Origin of the sequence: Stutzerimonas frequens (genome assembly GCF_024448335.1) — a bacterium.
In the GTDB taxonomy this organism is placed as follows: domain Bacteria; phylum Pseudomonadota; class Gammaproteobacteria; order Pseudomonadales; family Pseudomonadaceae; genus Stutzerimonas; species Stutzerimonas frequens.
In genome coordinates, this window is record NZ_JAMOHM010000014.1 from 61216 (window position 1) to 77063 (window position 15848).

The 15848-nt window shown below is 63.8% G+C and carries 14 protein-coding genes and 1 tRNA gene; 10 read left to right on the top strand and 5 right to left on the bottom strand.

Features of this window, described 5'->3' with window-relative positions; all coding sequences use genetic code 11:
• Positions 1 to 48: 48 nt before the first annotated feature.
• Genes yajC through queA form a run of 3 tightly spaced genes read right to left on the bottom strand, consistent with a single transcriptional unit; the run spans position 49 to position 2600 of the window.
• Positions 49 to 378: a preprotein translocase subunit YajC gene (gene yajC / locus NAO55_RS17345; RefSeq protein ID WP_014597404.1), complete on the bottom strand. Its 330-nt coding sequence runs from the start codon at positions 376 to 378 to the stop codon at positions 49 to 51.
• 42 nt (positions 379 to 420) lie between these two features.
• Complete coding sequence (gene tgt / locus NAO55_RS17350; RefSeq protein WP_102840384.1) at positions 421 to 1536, bottom strand: tRNA guanosine(34) transglycosylase Tgt; 1116 nt, start codon at positions 1534 to 1536, stop codon at positions 421 to 423.
• Positions 1537 to 1550: 14 nt separating this feature from the next.
• Positions 1551 to 2600 carry a tRNA preQ1(34) S-adenosylmethionine ribosyltransferase-isomerase QueA gene (gene queA, locus NAO55_RS17355; RefSeq protein WP_102839834.1) on the bottom strand — a complete coding sequence of 350 codons (1050 nt, stop codon included), beginning with the start codon at positions 2598 to 2600 and terminating at the stop codon, positions 1551 to 1553.
• Positions 2601 to 2711: 111 nt separating this feature from the next.
• Between queA and NAO55_RS17360 the strand changes: the two genes are divergently transcribed.
• From NAO55_RS17360 to NAO55_RS17370, 3 genes are all read left to right on the top strand, one after another.
• Positions 2712 to 2798: transfer RNA gene (locus NAO55_RS17360), tRNA-Leu, on the top strand.
• A 398-nt stretch (positions 2799 to 3196) separates the two neighbouring features.
• A complete protein-coding gene (locus tag NAO55_RS17365) occupies positions 3197 to 3409 on the top strand; it encodes a cold-shock protein (protein ID WP_003246255.1) in 213 nt (70 codons plus the stop codon).
• A 97-nt stretch (positions 3410 to 3506) separates the two neighbouring features.
• The gene (locus NAO55_RS17370; protein WP_011914148.1) at positions 3507 to 4004 is read left to right on the top strand and encodes an RDD family protein; all 498 of its coding nucleotides are present in this window, start codon (positions 3507 to 3509) and stop codon (positions 4002 to 4004) included.
• Between the two features lie 78 nt (positions 4005 to 4082).
• On the opposite strand, the gene lptG is transcribed toward NAO55_RS17370, so the two are convergent.
• Both lptG and lptF read right to left on the bottom strand, forming a co-directional pair.
• Entirely contained in the window at positions 4083 to 5144 is a 1062-nt protein-coding gene (gene lptG / locus NAO55_RS17375; protein ID WP_017246451.1) for an LPS export ABC transporter permease LptG, read from the bottom strand.
• On the bottom strand, positions 5137 to 6258 hold the full coding sequence (gene lptF / locus NAO55_RS17380; protein WP_102839833.1) for an LPS export ABC transporter permease LptF: 1122 nt from the start codon (positions 6256 to 6258) through the stop codon (positions 5137 to 5139). The genes lptG and lptF overlap by 8 nt, the downstream gene beginning before the upstream one ends.
• A 252-nt stretch (positions 6259 to 6510) precedes the next feature.
• Between lptF and NAO55_RS17385 the strand changes: the two genes are divergently transcribed.
• The 7 genes from NAO55_RS17385 (at position 6511) to NAO55_RS17415 (ending at position 15836) form a co-directional block, all read left to right on the top strand.
• The gene (locus NAO55_RS17385; protein ID WP_102839832.1) at positions 6511 to 8001 is read left to right on the top strand and encodes a leucyl aminopeptidase; all 1491 of its coding nucleotides are present in this window, start codon (positions 6511 to 6513) and stop codon (positions 7999 to 8001) included.
• 67 nt (positions 8002 to 8068) lie between these two features.
• Entirely contained in the window at positions 8069 to 8488 is a 420-nt protein-coding gene (locus tag NAO55_RS17390) for a DNA polymerase III subunit chi (protein ID WP_102839831.1), read from the top strand.
• Positions 8489 to 8559: 71 nt separating this feature from the next.
• Positions 8560 to 8946, top strand: a complete 387-nt coding sequence (locus tag NAO55_RS17395) for a DNA polymerase III subunit chi (RefSeq protein ID WP_102839830.1) — start codon at positions 8560 to 8562, stop codon at positions 8944 to 8946.
• 108 nt (positions 8947 to 9054) lie between these two features.
• On the top strand, positions 9055 to 11889 hold the full coding sequence (locus tag NAO55_RS17400) for a valine--tRNA ligase (protein WP_102839829.1): 2835 nt from the start codon (positions 9055 to 9057) through the stop codon (positions 11887 to 11889).
• A 378-nt stretch (positions 11890 to 12267) separates the two neighbouring features.
• Positions 12268 to 13650, top strand: coding sequence for a sodium:proton antiporter NhaD (nhaD, locus tag NAO55_RS17405; RefSeq protein ID WP_063542413.1), 1383 nt, complete (start codon positions 12268 to 12270; stop codon positions 13648 to 13650).
• A gap of 57 nt (positions 13651 to 13707) precedes the next feature.
• Positions 13708 to 14004: a winged helix-turn-helix domain-containing protein gene (locus NAO55_RS17410; RefSeq protein WP_102839828.1), complete on the top strand. Its 297-nt coding sequence runs from the start codon at positions 13708 to 13710 to the stop codon at positions 14002 to 14004.
• Positions 14005 to 14009: 5 nt separating this feature from the next.
• Positions 14010 to 15836: an SLC13 family permease gene (locus NAO55_RS17415; protein WP_102839827.1), complete on the top strand. Its 1827-nt coding sequence runs from the start codon at positions 14010 to 14012 to the stop codon at positions 15834 to 15836.
• Positions 15837 to 15848 lie beyond the last annotated feature (12 nt).

The window sequence follows — 15848 nt, forward strand, 5'->3', positions numbered from 1 at the left end:
TGAACGCGGGGCGCCTTGCGCGCCCCGTCGGTGTTGAATGAAGTCAGCTCAGATCGCTTTCAGCGTGCCCTTGGGCAGCGTGGCGGCGATAGCCACTTTCTGGAACTTCAGCTCAACGTTGTCGGAAACCTCGATCACCACGAAATCGTCAGCGACCTTGGTGACCTTGCCGGCGATGCCGCCGGAGGTGACCACTTCGTCGCCCTTCTGCAGGCCGGCGATCAGGTTCTTGTGTTCCTTGGCCCGCTTGGCCTGGGGGCGCCAGATCATCAGATAGAAGATGACCAGAAAACCGACCAGAAACACCCACTCGAAGCCGGTGCCGGCAGGACCAGCGGCAGCCTCCTGGGCATAGGCGGCGGGAATCAGAAAGCTCATGTAGCACTCCTGTTGCAGAAAGGATTGTTTTGCTCTGGCACGTCACGCAAGCGGCGGCGTTGGCAGACCGCGCTTGGCATAAAAGGCGTCGACAAAGGCCGCCAATGTACCCTGTTGAATGGCGTCGCGTAAACCAGCCATCACCCGCTGGTAATGCCGCAGGTTGTGGATGGTATTCAACATGCTACCCAGCATTTCGCCGCATTTATCCAGGTGATGCAGATAGGCGCGGGAGAAGTGTTTGCAGGTGTAACAATCGCAGCTCGGATCGAGTGGCGAATCGTCGTGCTTGTGCACCGCGTTGCGAATCTTGATGACGCCGGTGTCGGTGAACAGATGGCCGTTGCGCGCGTTACGCGTCGGCATCACGCAGTCGAACATGTCCACGCCCCGCCGCACCCCTTCGACCAGATCTTCCGGCTTGCCCACGCCCATCAGATAGCGCGGCTTGTCGGCTGGCATCTGCGGCGGCAGGAAGTCCAGCACGCGAATCATCTCCTCTTTCGGCTCGCCCACGGAAAGCCCGCCAATCGCCAGGCCGTCGAAGCCGATCTCGCACAACCCGTCCAGCGAGCGCATGCGCAGCGACTCGTGCATGCCGCCCTGAACGATGCCGAACAGTGCCGACGGGTTGTCGCCATGAGCGACCTTGGAGCGCTTGGCCCAGCGCAGCGACAATTCCATCGAGCGGCGCGCGACGTCCTCGTCAGCCGGATAGGGCGTGCACTCATCGAAGATCATCACGATATCCGAGCCCAGGTCACGCTGGACCTGCATGGACTCTTCCGGCCCCATGAACACCTTGGCGCCATCGACCGGCGACGCGAAGTAGACGCCCTCCTCCTTGATCTTGCGCATCGCCCCCAGACTGAACACCTGAAAACCACCGGAATCGGTAAGGATCGGCCCCTGCCACTGCATGAAGTCGTGCAGGTCGCCGTGGCGCTTGATCACCTCGGTGCCGGGTCGCAACCAGAGGTGAAAGGTGTTGCCCAGGATGATCTGCGCACCGATCGCTTCGATGTCCCGCGGCAGCACGCCCTTGACGGTACCGTAGGTGCCTACCGGCATGAAGGCCGGCGTTTCCACGGTTCCGCGAGGAAAGGTCAGACGCCCCCGACGCGCCTTGCCATCGGTGGCGAGTAGCTCGAAAGACATGTGGCAGGTACGGCTCATCGGGTTTCCTCGGGACCGCGCGCGGCGGGGTTGCGGGTAATGAACATGGCGTCGCCATAGCTGAAGAAGCGGTAGCGCTGAGCCACAGCCTCGGCATACGCCGCCATGGCTTCCGGGTAGCCGGCAAAGGCGGAAACCAGCATCAGCAGCGTCGACTCGGGCAGATGGAAATTGGTCACCAGCGCATCGACCACATGAAAAGTCTTGCCCGGGTAGATGAAGATATCGGTGTCGCCACTGAACGGCTTGAGCTCGCCGTCGCGTGCGGCCGTTTCCAGCGAGCGGACACTGGTGGTACCCACCGCGATCACCCGACCGCCGCGTGCGCGGCAGGCCGCCACCGCATCGACCACCTCCTGCGTCACCTCCAGCCACTCGCGATGCATATGATGCTCTTCGATGCGCTCCACGCGCACCGGCTGGAAGGTGCCGGCGCCGACATGCAGGGTGACATAGGCAGTCTGGACCCCAGCATCGTGCAGCGCACCCAGCAGAGCCTCATCGAAATGCAGCCCGGCGGTCGGAGCCGCCACGGCGCCGGCTCGCTGCGCGTAGACGGTCTGGTAGCGCTCGCGATCGGCGGCATCGTCCGGCCTGTCTATATAAGGAGGCAACGGCATGTGACCGATGCGCTCGAGCAGCGGCAACACGTCCTCGTCGAAGGCGAGTTCGAACAGGGCATCGTGCCGCGCGACCATTTCAGCTGTGCCGCCACCGTCGAGCAGGATCTGAGAGCCGGGCTTGGGGGACTTGCTCGAGCGCACATGCGCCAGCACGCTGCGATTGCCGGTCACGCGCTCGACCAAGATCTCCAGCTTGCCGCCGGTAGCCTTCTGCCCAAACAGCCGCGCCGGAATGACCCGCGTGTTGTTGAAGACCATCAGATCACCGGGCCGCACGTAATCCAGCAGGTCGGCAAAGTTGCGGTGCGACATCTGCCCGGACTGACCATCGAGCACCAACAGCCGGCTCGCTCTGCGCTCGGCAAGTGGATGACGGGCAATCAGGGCGTCGGGGAGCTCGAAGTAGAAATCGGCGACTTGCATGGGCGGTTTCGGGGCGCGGAAAGGGCGCAGATATTAGCCGAAACACGTCGATCTGACCACGCCAAACGATTGACCACTCAGCCCGGCATCCCTATACTGCGCCGCCACTGTGCCTCGATGGCGGAATCGGTAGACGCAGCGGATTCAAAATCCGCCGTTGGTAACAACGTGAGAGTTCGAGTCTCTCTCGGGGCACCATCACAGTATCAAGCCAGTGTTCGGCGAACTCAGATCGATACGCGCACGGGCAATTAACACCCAGTTCCACTGCCTTCTCGCTGACTGACTAACAATGCAGCCAGCCGTGGCCTTGACGATCCGCAGCAGCGGAGCAGCACGTCAAACCACCCTTCACAAGCGCCGAAATGGCGCCGCCTGGACAGGCAAATTCTATGGCTCCGTGGGGTTGGCATTCCCCAGCGAGTTATCGTAGAGTGTGCCCACTGTGTTTGCATGGGTCGCTGTTGAATCGTGACCTGGTGCAGTAGATCTTCAGATCCGCTACTCCGCTCGACTCTCTTACTCCTTGCAACCAGTTCCAGCCTCCTGTTTTTGCGGGAAGCAATTCTACTTTTGAGTTTCAAGGATACAAAGACATGTCGAATCGTCAGAACGGTACCGTCAAGTGGTTTAACGACGAGAAAGGTTTTGGTTTCATCACTCCCGAGAGCGGTCCGGATCTGTTCGTGCACTTCCGCGCGATCGAAGGCAACGGCTTCAAGAGCCTGAAAGAAGGCCAGAAAGTCAGCTTCATCGCCGTGCAAGGTCAAAAGGGCATGCAGGCCGACCAGGTTCAGATCCTGGGCTAAGCCTTCTCTCCGAAAAGCCCCTGATGGCAACATCAGGGGCTTTTTTATGCGCGCAATTCCGTAGAATGCCCCGCCTTCCACTTGATCGAGACACGCAATGCGCCGACATCTGCTGAGCCCGCAGGGCCAATTCCCCGCCGCCGGTCTGATGCGACGACTGGCAGCAATGTTCTATGACAGCCTGCTCTGCATCGCCCTGATGATGGTGGTGACCCTGTTCTATCAACAGGTGCTGCTGCGCCTGCTGTATGGCAGTGAACAGCTGAAGATGCTCGCCGAGGCCGGCCGCCTGGACATCGACCCCCTGCTTTCGACGCTACTGCTGTTCAGCCTGTTCGGCTTCTTCGCCAAGTTCTGGACCCACAACGGTCAGACACTGGGCATGCAGGTCTGGGGCATCCGTATCCAGAACAGCGACGGACGCGCCATCGATCTGTGGCAGGCGCTGCTGCGCTTCCTCATCGCGATCGTCTCGCTGCTGTGCCTGGGAATGGGTTATTGGTGGATGCTGATCGACAAGCAGAAGCGCACCTGGCACGACATCTACTCCGAGAGCCAGGCGGTGCAACTGCCGAAGAACATCCACAAGAAATAATCGCAGCGCCCGGCCATCTCTCACGCCCGGGCGCTTGCCCCTCAATCCATCGCGACCGCCATGCGCGACGGCGTAGCCTCAGCCGGCGCGCCTCAGCAACCAGGCGCCGATCAGCGCACAGACACAGGCCGGCAACACCACCGCCAGCAGCGGCGAGAAACCGAACACCTGGCTCGCCGGCCCCAGCAGATCCTGAATGATGCGGAACACGAAGCCGACGACCACGCCGGTGAAGATCCGCTGCCCCAGCGTCACCGAACGCAGCGGTCCGAAGATGAAGGAAATCGCCAGCAGCACCAGCGCAACGGTGACCGCCGGCTGTAGAACCTTGGTCCAGAAAGCCAGCCAGTAACGGCTGTTGTTCAGCCCCTGCTCGCCTAGATAGTGGATATAGCGCCACAAGCCGGTGATCGACAGCGCCTCCGGCTCCATCACCACGGTGCCGAGCAGCTGCGGCGTCAACTGGACGTCCCAGCGCTCCTCTGGCGCGCGCATGACTTCGGTGTGATCACCGCGGAAGTGGGTGGTGGCGATGTTCTCGAGCCGCCAATGGTCGCCCTGGTAGCTGGCGCGGCGCGCGAAACTGGACGACAGCAGGCGACGCTCTTCGTCGAAGCGGTAACGCGTGACGCCCACCAGCACACCGCCGGGCTGCACCGCGTTGACGTGCACGAACTCGTTTTCCTGACGATGCCACAGCCCACGCTTGCTGCTCTGCGCCTCACCTGCCCCCTGCGCCAGGGAGCGCCTGGCCTGGGCGATGTCTTCGCTCAGCGGCGCGACATACTCGCCGATGAGGATTCCGGCGACGAGCAGGACGAGCATTGGCTTCATCACCGATAGCACGATGCGTCCCAGGGAAACCCCGGCGGCGCGCATGATGGTCAGCTCACTACTGCTGGCCAGCGTGCCGAGACCGATCAGGCAGCCGATCAGCGCCGCCATCGGCAGCATTTCGTACAGCCGGCGCGGCGAGGTCAGCAGGACGTATTGCAGAGCGTCACCCAGACCGTAGCTGCCCTGGACGTCACCCAGCTCGTCGATGAACGCGAACAACAGCGCCAACCCAACGATGATGCCGAGCACCGTGAGGATGGCAAGAAAGACATGGATACCGATGTAGCGATCGAGCTTAACCACGAGCCACCTCCAGCTGCGCGTGGCGCTTCTTCATTCGCAGCCTGATCGGCTCCCAGAACAGCATCAGCAGGCCGATCGCCAGGAACAGCCCGTGCACCCACCACAAGCCCAGAGCCATGGGCAGGCGACCCTTGTCCAGCGCGCCGCGCACCGCGATCAGCAACGCGAGATAGGTCATGTACAAGAGGATGGCCGGCAGTAGCTTGAGGAAGCGCCCCTGCCGCGGGTTGACCTTGGCCAGCGGCACGGCGAGCACGGTGACGACGAACACCAGCAGCGGCAATGACAGCCGCCATTGCAGCTCGGTTCGGTGCCTGAGGTTGTCGCTGCCGAGCAACTCGTGGGTCGGCATGGCCTCGCGCTCGCTCAGCTCCATGCTCACCTCCGGTTTTGGCAGCAACACACCATAGGTGTCGTACTGGATCGCCCGGTAATCCGCCTGCCCCGGGCTACCGTCATAGCGGTAGCCATTTTCCAGGATCAGATAACGACTGCCGTCCGGTTGAATTTCCTGACGCCCACTTTCGGCAACGAGCACGGACAGCCCGCTTTCCTTGCCGGTCTGGCGTGAAACATTGGTCTCGGAAATGAACACCCCGCCCAGCTCGCTACGGTCGGCCGACAGCTCACGGGTATAAGTCACGCGCGAACCGCCGCGCAGGGTCTGGAAACGCCCCGGAACGAGGGTGTCGAACTCGGTCAGCGAATCCTGCTGATTGAGTATCCGATCCACCTCGGCGATGCCTTGCGGCGCCAGGCCCAGGCTCAGCCAGCCGACCAGCGCGGCGACCAGCGCAGCCGGCACCAAGCTGTAGACCAGCAGCCGGCGCTGGCTCATGCCGGTAGCCGAAAGCACGGTCATTTCGCTTTCCAGATAGAGGCGCCCGTAGGCCAGCAGGATGCCGAGGAACAGCCCCAGCGGCAGGATCAACTGCAGAAAGCCCGGCAGGCGGAAGCCCATGATCAGCAGCAGCACGCCCGGATCGAGCACCCCCTGCGCAGCCTGGGCCAGATACTTGATGAAGCGGCCGCTCATGATGATCACCAGCAGCACGGCACTGACCGCGCTCATGGTGATCAGCAGCTCTCGGGACAGGTAACGAAAGACGATCAAACCAGACACTCCAGGGTTGTCAGGCTCTGGCGGCAACGCTCAAACTAGCCGCCAGTTGCCGGCCCGCCGCAGCAGACCGTTGGAATTGGTAATGGCGCGCAAGTCGCGTCGGCGCGATCACTGACAAGCTCAGGTGATTGCAACGTTTCTAGCCTAGCGCAGTCGCTAACAACGACCGAACAGGCGAACCACCGGAAAATAAGCCCGGCATTATCCTGCAAACCCGACTCTTTGTCTTGGGGACACCACGTCATGGAATTTGTTGTCAAAAGCGCCAAAGCCTCCACCCAGAAGACCGCCACCCTGATCCTGCCGCTCGGCGAGAACGGCCTGCTCGGCAGCGTCGCACAGAGCGTGGACAGCGCCAGCGCTGGCGCGCTCAGCACTGCGCTCAAGCGGGGCGACATCCAGGGCAAGCCGGGACAGACGCTGCTGCTGCACGGCCTGCCCGGCCTCAAGGCCGAGCGGGTGCTGCTGGTCGGCACCGGCAAGGCGGATGAACTCGACAGCAGCCAATGGCGCAAAGTGGTCAATGCAGCGCTGGCTGTCATCAAGAATCTGGGTGGTGGCGATGCCGCTTTCGCCATGCAGGACGTGCAGGTCAAGGGGCGCGACAGCTATGCCCGCACGCGCCTGCTGGTGGAGATCGTTGCCGACGGCCAGTACGTATTCGACCAATTCAAGAGCAAGAAGGCCGAACCGCGCGCACTGCAGAAGATCATCCTGCTCTGCGACAAGGCCGAACAGGCCGGTGTCGAGCGCGCCGCCCGCGAGGCCTCGGCGATCGCCACCGGCATGGCCTTCACCCGCGACCTGGGCAACCTGCCGCCGAACGTCTGCCACCCGACCTTCCTCGCCGATCAGGCCCGGCAGCTGAGCAAGGCCTACAAGGGTGTCAAGCTCGATGTGCTGGACGAGAAGAAACTGCGCGAACTCGGCGCCGGCGCGTTCCTCGCGGTATCCCAGGGCAGCGACCAGCCGGGCTGCATCATCGTTCTGCAGTACAACGGCGGCAAGAAAGGCGACAAGCCCTATGCCCTGGTCGGCAAGGGCATCACCTTCGACACCGGCGGCATCAGCCTCAAGCCGGGCCTGGGCATGGACGAGATGAAGTACGACATGGGCGGCGCCGCCAGCGTGCTCGGTACGCTCAAGGCCGTGCTCGAACTGCAGCTGCCGATCAACCTGGTCTGCCTGCTGGCCTGCGCCGAGAACATGCCCAGCGGCGGCGCGACTCGTCCGGGCGACATCGTCACCACCATGAGCGGCCAGACCGTGGAAATCCTCAACACCGACGCCGAAGGCCGATTGGTGCTGTGCGACACCCTGACCTACGCCGAGCGCTTCGAGCCACGCGCCGTAATCGACGTGGCCACCCTGACCGGCGCCTGCATCGTCGCGCTGGGCAGCAACACCTCGGGCCTGCTGGGCAACAACGACGAGCTCATCCAGCAGCTGCTGCAGGCCGGCGAGAGCGCCGCCGACCGCGCCTGGCAATTGCCGCTGTTCGACGAGTATCAGGAGCAGCTGGACAGCCCCTTCGCCGACATCGCCAATATCGGCGGACCCAAGGCCGGCACCATCACTGCCGCCTGCTTCCTCTCGCGCTTCACCAAGAAGTACCCCTGGGCCCACCTGGACATCGCCGGCACCGCCTGGACCAGTGGCGGCAAGGAAAAAGGCGCGACTGGCCGTCCCGTGCCCCTGCTGACCCAGTACCTGCTGGACCGGATCAACGGATGAGCCCGATCACCGCGCGTGACAGCGGCCGGCGCGGCCCCGCGCTCGCCGGCCCGACGGGCGCACGCCCATGACACGCATCGAGTTCTACGTGCTGCCGGACGACAACCCGCTCGGGCGGCTGCGCGCGGCCTGCCAGCTGGCGGCCAAGGGCTGGCAGCATGGCCTGCAGGTGGTCGTCCGTTGCAGCGACGAAGAACAGTCGACCCGGCTCGACGAGCTGCTCTGGAGCTTTCGCGCGGAACGGTTCATCCCGCACGAGCAGTACGCCGAGGAGGTGCAGGCGCCAGTGGTCATCGGGCTCGAACAGGAACCACCGACCGCCCAGGGTCTGCTGATCAACCTGGCACCGACACTCTCGGCACATATCGACCGCTTCAGCCGGGTCATCGAGATCGTCAACCAGGAGCCGCAGCTGCTGACCGCCTGCCGGGAGAATTTTCGCCTGTATCGGCGCCAGGGCTATGATCCCAAAAGGGTCGAGCTCTAGCCGCTCCAATTTAGATAGCAAGGGATCCCCCCTGGCAAACAGCCGGGATGCACCAGCCCGGAACCACGCAGATGACACCGAAAGCCCCGAACAAACCCGCCGAACTGCTAAGCGATCTCGAATCCATTCGCGCACTGCTCGGCGACGATTTCCCCGACACCGCCACAACAGGCGCCCCGGTGGATCCGGACAGCATTCCGCTCCTGTCCGATATCGTCGAACCCGGACCGGCCGTCGCAGCCACCACCCCCTGCGACGACGAGCCACGGGAAACCAATGTGCGCAGTGCCTTCCGCTCCCTGGCCGAGCGGCATATCGACCACGAGCTGCGCACCGCCGCCAACCTGATCCTGCAGGAAGTGATCGACGACTTCGTGCCGCAAATCGAGGCCGAGCTCAAGCGCCGCCTCGAGAGCCGCATCGACCGCCTGGTGCGTACACCGCCGCCCCGCCCCTGAGCCATCCCGCGCCAATGCAGAGTTAATCCGCACGGCCGCGAAATCTCGCGGCCGTTTGCCTTTATACTTGCCCGTTTTTCCGACCAGCCGTTTTAAGGGTCCCGCCGCATGGACAAGACCTACCAGCCGCACGCCATCGAGACTTCCTGGTACCAGACCTGGGAATCGAACAACTACTTCGCCCCACAAGGCTCCGGCGAGCCCTACACCATCATGATTCCGCCGCCGAACGTCACCGGCAGCCTGCACATGGGCCATGGCTTCAACAACGCCATCATGGATGCGCTGATCCGCTGGCGCCGCATGCAGGGCCGCAACACCCTGTGGCAGCCAGGCACCGACCATGCCGGTATCGCCACGCAGATGGTGGTCGAGCGCCAGCTGGCCGCGCAGGGCACCAGCCGTCATGACCTGGGACGCGAGAAGTTTCTCGAGAAGGTCTGGCAATGGAAAGAAGAATCCGGTGGCAACATCACCCGGCAGATCCGTCGCCTGGGCAGCTCGGTGGACTGGTCGCGGGAGCGCTTCACCATGGACGACGGCCTTTCCGAGGCGGTCAAGGAAGCCTTCGTACGCCTGCATGAAGACGGCCTGATCTATCGCGGCAAGCGTCTGGTCAACTGGGATACCAAGCTGCACACCGCCATTTCCGATCTGGAAGTGGAAAACCACGACGAGAAGGGTCACCTCTGGCACCTGCGTTATCCGCTGGCCGATGGTTGCAAGACCGCCGATGGCCTGGATTACCTGGTGGTCGCCACCACCCGCCCGGAAACCATGCTCGGCGACGCCGCCATCGCGGTGCACCCGGAGGACGAGCGCTACAAGAGCCTGATCGGCCGCCACGTCATGCTGCCGCTGGTCAACCGCCTGATTCCCATCGTGGCCGACGATTACGTCGACCTCGAGTTCGGTACCGGCTGCGTGAAGATCACCCCGGCGCACGACTTCAACGACTATGAGGTGGGCAAGCGTCATCACCTGCCGCTGATCAACATCTTCGATCAGAACGCCTGCATCCTGGCCCGTGCCCAGGTGTTCAACATCGACGGCTCGGTGAACGACAAGATCGACGGCAGCCTGCCGGACGGCTACGCACATATGGACCGCTTCGATGCGCGCAAGGCCATCGTCGCCGAATTCGACGCCATGAGCCTGCTGGAGAAGATCGACGACCACGCGCTGAAAGTGCCGCGCGGCGACCGCTCGGGCACCATCATCGAGCCCTGGCTGACCGACCAGTGGTACGTTTCCACCAAGCCGCTGGCCGAGAAGGCCATCGCCGCCGTGGAAAGTGGCGAGATCCAGTTCGTGCCCAAGCAGTACGAAAACATGTATTTCAGCTGGATGCGCGACATCCAGGACTGGTGCATCAGCCGTCAGCTCTGGTGGGGGCATCGCATTCCGGCCTGGTACGACGAAGCCGGCAACGTCTATGTCGGCCGCGACGAAGTGGAGGTGCGCAGCAAGTACAACCTCTGCAACAACGTCGAACTGCGTCAGGATGAGGACGTGCTGGACACCTGGTTCAGCTCCGGCCTGTGGACCTTCTCCACCCTCGGTTGGCCGCAGCAGACGGATTTCCTCAAGACCTTCCACCCCACCGACGTGCTGGTCACCGGCTTCGACATCATCTTCTTCTGGGTCGCCCGGATGATCATGCTGTCCACCCACCTGACCGGACAGATTCCGTTCAAGACCGTGTATGTGCACGGTCTGGTCCGCGATGGCCAGGGACAGAAGATGTCCAAGTCCAAGGGCAACGTGCTCGACCCGCTGGACATCGTCGACGGCATCACCCTCGATGAACTGCTGACCAAGCGCACCAGCGGCATGATGCAGCCCAAGCTGGCCGAGAAGATCGCCAAGCAGACCCGCGCCGAGTTTCCCGAAGGCATCGCCAGCTACGGCACCGACGCCCTGCGCTTCACCTTCTGCTCGCTGGCATCCACCGGTCGCGACATCAAGTTCGACATGGGTCGCGTCGAGGGTTACCGCAACTTCTGCAACAAGATCTGGAACGCGGCCAACTTCGTCTTCGAGAACACCGAAGGCAAGGACACCGGCGCCAACGACGAACCGGTGGAATTGTCCTCGGTGGACCGCTGGATCATCTCCGCGCTGCAGCGCACCGAGGCCGAAGTGACCCGCCAGCTGGAGGCCTTCCGCTTCGACCTGGCCGCGCAGGCACTCTACGAGTTCATCTGGGACGAGTACTGCGCCTGGTACCTGGAGCTGGTCAAACCGCTGCTGTGGGACGAGACCGCCAGCGCCGAACGCCAGCGCGGCACCCGCCGCACCTTGGTGCGCGTTCTGGAAACGGCGCTGCGCCTGGCCCATCCGTTCATACCGTTCATTACCGAGGAAATCTGGCAGCGCGTCGCGCCGCTGGCCGGCAAGTCCGGCCCAACGCTGATGCTGCAGCCCTGGCCGGAGTTCAACCCGGAGCGCATCGACGAAGCCGCCGAAGGCGATATCGAGTGGGTCAAGGCCTTCATGCTGGGCATTCGGCAGATCCGCGGCGAGATGAACATCTCCATGGCCAAGCGTATCGACGTGGTGCTCGGCAACGCTTCGGCTAGCGACCAGCGCCGCCTGGCGGACAACGAGCCGCTGCTGAAGAAACTGGCCAAGCTGGAAAGCGTGCGCCTGCTCGGCGACGGTGAAGAAGCACCGCTATCGGCCATTGCGCTGGTGGGTGACATGCAGGTGCTGGTGCCGATGGCCGGGCTGATCGACAAGGATGCCGAGCTGGCGCGTCTGGACAAGGAGATCGCGCGACTGGACGGTGAGGTCAAGCGCGTCGGCGGAAAGCTGTCCAACGCCGGCTTCGTCGACAAGGCGCCGGCCGAGGTGATCGACAAGGAGCGCGCCAAGCTGGCCGAGGCCGAACAGGCCAAGGCCAGGCTGCTGGAGCAGCGCCAGCGGATCGCCTCGCTCTGATCCGCGAAGCGGCAAAAATGAAAAGGCCAGCCCGAAAGGTGCTGGCCTTTTTGCTTAAGGAGGTCATCTTGATTGATGACAAGTTATTACCGGCAAGGCTGTTACACTATGTCGCACACGAAACACCCTTTACAAACTGGCAGGCCGTTAATGCCCAGACGATCAGCTCGACAACATGAAATGAGCCCTCAGCAGCGAGGCGTGATGCCTGATGCATTCCGCTGACGCGCGACCGTTTTCCCGTGGCAGGCGACTGCCTCACCTTCGCGGTTCCCGACTTGTTTCACCAGTGACAGCCAATCGTGCCCCTGCCAGCCGCCGAGGCTGCGTCGCCACGTCCGCATGCCCGGCAAGGTTCCTTAAGATGGAGTCCCTCCGATGTATGCACTCATGGCTGTCGTGTTCGTCATAGGCTATCTATGCATAGCCTTTGAACATCCACTGAAAATAGACAAGGCCGCCGCGGCGATCCTTACCGCCGTGCTCACCTGGACCATTCTGGTACTGGGCGCCGACCACATCCTGCCGCTGCTGCAGCATGGCAGCCATGACCCGGCCGACTCGTCGGCGGTGGTGGTGGAGGCGCTGCGTCACCACCTGGGCGAAGTCTCGGAGATCCTCTTCTTCCTCCTCGGGGCGATGACCATCGTCGAGCTGATCGACTCCCACGAAGGCTTCAAGGCCATCACTGACCGCATCCAGACCCGCAAGCGCGTACACCTGCTGTGGATCGTCGGTTTCCTCACCTTCTTCCTCTCCGCGGCGCTGGACAACCTGACCACCACCATTGTCATGGTCTCGCTGCTGCGCAAGCTGATCCGCGGCCGCCCTGAGCGCTGGCTGTTCGTCGGCGTGGTGGTGATCGCTGCCAACGCTGGCGGTGCCTGGTCACCGATCGGCGACGTGACCACCACCATGCTCTGGATCGGCAGCCAGATCACCGCCTCGGGCGTGATCAGCGGACTGTTCCTGCCGAGCCTGGTGTGCCTGCTGGTGCCACTGATCATCCTCAGCTTCACCCTGCGCGGCGAAGCGCCACGGCCGCGGCCGCGTGCCCACCTGGCCGAGAAGCATCCGCCGACCACTACGGTCTTCGAGCGCAACCTGGTGCTGGGCCTCGGCCTCGCCGCCCTGCTGTTCGTGCCGGTGTTCAAGACCGTGACCCACCTGCCGCCGTACATGGGCATTCTCTTCGGTCTCGGCGTGCTCTGGGTGACTACCGAATTCATCCACCGCAACAAGAACGCCGAGGACAAGCACCCGCTCTCGGTGGTCGGCGTACTGCGCAAGGTCGACACGCCCAGCGTGCTGTTCTTCCTCGGCATCCTGCTGGCGGTTTCCAGCCTCGCCACCGCCGGCCACCTGACCCAGGTCGCCACCGCGCTGCGCGAGTCGCTGGGCCATATCTATGCGATCAACTACGCCATCGGCCTGCTCTCGGCCGTGGTCGATAACGTGCCGCTGGTGGCTGGTGCGATGAAGATGTACCCGCTGGTCAGCGAGAAGATGTTGGCGGCAACCGCTGCAGAAGAACTCGGCTGGATGTCGCAGTTCGTCGTCGACGGTAACTTCTGGGAAATGCTGGCCTACTGCGCCGGCACCGGCGGCAGCACGCTGATCATCGGCTCGGCCGCGGGTGTCGCCGCGATGGGCATGGAGAAGATCAGCTTCACCTGGTACATCAAGCGCGTCAGCCTGCTGGCCTTCCTCGGTTACACTGCGGGCGCCGCGACCTACATCGGCATGCTCGCCCTGCGCTGAACGTAGCGAGCCCGGCCAGGTCGCTGTCCCCACAGACGACCTGGCCAGGGACCTTCCATGACCGTCAGCAAGACCAAAACCAGCTTCTACCGTCGACTCTACGTCGCCTGGCTGATCGACAGCGGCACCGCCTGCAGCGTCCCGGCGCTGATGGAAGCCACCGGTATGCCGCGCCGCACCGCCCAGGACACCCTGGCCGCCCTGGCCGATCTGGACATCGACTGCGCGTTCGTCCAGGACGACGGTGAACGCCACAACGCCGGGCACTATGTGATCCGCAGCTGGGGCGCCATCGACAAGGGCTGGATCGAACGCCAGCTGCCGCAGATCAAAGCCATCCTCGATTACCCCTGATTGCCATGAACGGCGATCTGCTTCTGGTCCTCGCCCTGCTGGCCGGCTGCGTCGGCCTGTTCGTGCTGAACAGGCCGCGCATGGACGTGGTCGCGCTGCTGGCCATGGTCGCCCTGCCCCTGACCGGCGTGCTCAGCGTGCAGGAGGCATTGGCCGGCTTCAGCGATCCGAGCGTGGTGCTGATCGCCGCACTGTTCGTCATCGGCGACGGCCTGGTACGCACCGGCATCGCCTACCGCCTGGGCGACTGGCTGATGCGCGCCGCGGGCAGCAGCGAAACGCGCCTGCTGGTGCTGCTGATGCTGGCGGTCGCCGGGCTCGGCTCGGTGATGAGTTCCACCGGTGTGGTGGCCATCTTCATTCCCGTGGTGCTGGGTATCGCCAACCGCATGAAGGTCTCGCCGCGGCGCCTGCTGATGCCGCTGGCCTTTGCCGGTCTCATCAGCGGCATGCTGACCCTGGTGGCGACGCCGCCGAACCTGGTGATCAACAGTGAACTGCGCCGCGCCGGGCTCGACGGTTTCGCCTTCTTCGATTTCACGCCCATCGGCCTGGCGATCCTGCTGCTCGGGACTGGCTACATGCTGCTGGCACGTCGCTGGCTCGGCTCCGACAAGCACGGCCCCGCCCTAGAACCGCGACACACCCTGGCCGATCTCGCGCGAGATTACCGGCTCGACGAGCGCGAGCGACGCCTGCGCGTGCTGCCCGGCTCGATCCTGGCCAACCAGGCACTGGACGCCCTGCGTCTGCGCAGCGAGTACGGCATCAACGTGATCGCGGTAGAGCGCCACGAACGTTTGCGCAACCTGCTGCTGATAGCCACCGGCAACACCGAACTGTTCGTCGGCGACGTCTTGCTGGTGGACCTGGCCAGCCCGGCCATCGGCCTGCTTGGTGCCTACCGCGAACTCGGTCTGGAGCCGCTGCAGCTGAGCACCTCCTACTATGCCGACCACGCCCGCGAGCTGGGCCTGGCGGAAGTGGCGCTGCCACCGGATTCGCGCCTGCCGGGCAAGACCATCCAGCAGCTGGGTTTTCGCAGCCGGCACAAGCTCAACGTCGTCGGTCTCAGGCGCAACCGCGAGGCGTTGCAGGGGCTGCTAGTGGACGAGAAGCTCAAGCCGGCCGACACCCTGCTGGTTGCCGGCAGCTGGAAGCACATCCACCGCCTGCAGGGCCTGAGCCGCGACTTCCTGGTGCTGAGCCTGCCGGCGGAGGTGGACGACGTGGCGCCCGCGGCCAACCAGGCGCCATTCGCCTTGCTCGGCCTGGCGCTGATGGTCGCACTGATGGTCAGCGGCCTGGTGCCCAACGTGCTGGCGGCGCTGATCGGCTGTCTGGTCATGGGCCTGTTCCGCTGCATCGACATGGACAGCGCCTACAAGGCGATCCACTGGCAGAGCCTGGTGCTGATCGTCGGCATGCTGCCCTTCGCCCTCGCGCTGCAGAAGACCGGCGGCATCACCCTGGCCACCTCGGGGCTGGTCGGTCTGCTCGGCGATGCCGGGCCGCACGCGCTGCTCGCCTGCCTGTTCCTGCTCACCGCACTGATCGGCCTGTTCATCTCCAACACCGCCACCGCCGTGCTGATGGCACCCGTCGCACTGTCCACCGCCGAACAGCTGGGTGCCTCGCCCTACCCGTTCGCCATGATCGTCGCACTCGCCGCCTCGGCCGCCTTCATGACGCCGATCTCCTCGCCGGTGAACACCCTGGTGCTCGGCCCGGGGCAGTACCGTTTCGGCGACTTCGTGCGCATCGGCGTGCCCTTCACCGTGCTGGTGATGATCGTCGCGGTGCTGCTGGTACCGCTGGTATTTCCGCTCTGAGGGCGGCATCAC

Coding starts and splice junctions, on each gene's coding strand:
- nhaD (WP_063542413.1), top strand. CDS start 12,268: ATGTATGCACTCATGGCTGTCGTGTTCGTCATAGGCTATCTATGCATA.
- yajC (WP_014597404.1), bottom strand. CDS start 378: ATGAGCTTTCTGATTCCCGCCGCCTATGCCCAGGAGGCTGCCGCTGGT.
- NAO55_RS17400 (WP_102839829.1), top strand. CDS start 9,055: ATGGACAAGACCTACCAGCCGCACGCCATCGAGACTTCCTGGTACCAG.
- NAO55_RS17365 (WP_003246255.1), top strand. CDS start 3,197: ATGTCGAATCGTCAGAACGGTACCGTCAAGTGGTTTAACGACGAGAAA.
- queA (WP_102839834.1), bottom strand. CDS start 2,600: ATGCAAGTCGCCGATTTCTACTTCGAGCTCCCCGACGCCCTGATTGCC.
- NAO55_RS17390 (WP_102839831.1), top strand. CDS start 8,069: ATGACACGCATCGAGTTCTACGTGCTGCCGGACGACAACCCGCTCGGG.
- NAO55_RS17395 (WP_102839830.1), top strand. CDS start 8,560: ATGACACCGAAAGCCCCGAACAAACCCGCCGAACTGCTAAGCGATCTC.
- NAO55_RS17370 (WP_011914148.1), top strand. CDS start 3,507: ATGCGCCGACATCTGCTGAGCCCGCAGGGCCAATTCCCCGCCGCCGGT.
- NAO55_RS17415 (WP_102839827.1), top strand. CDS start 14,010: ATGAACGGCGATCTGCTTCTGGTCCTCGCCCTGCTGGCCGGCTGCGTC.
- NAO55_RS17410 (WP_102839828.1), top strand. CDS start 13,708: ATGACCGTCAGCAAGACCAAAACCAGCTTCTACCGTCGACTCTACGTC.
- tgt (WP_102840384.1), bottom strand. CDS start 1,536: ATGTCTTTCGAGCTACTCGCCACCGATGGCAAGGCGCGTCGGGGGCGT.
- NAO55_RS17385 (WP_102839832.1), top strand. CDS start 6,511: ATGGAATTTGTTGTCAAAAGCGCCAAAGCCTCCACCCAGAAGACCGCC.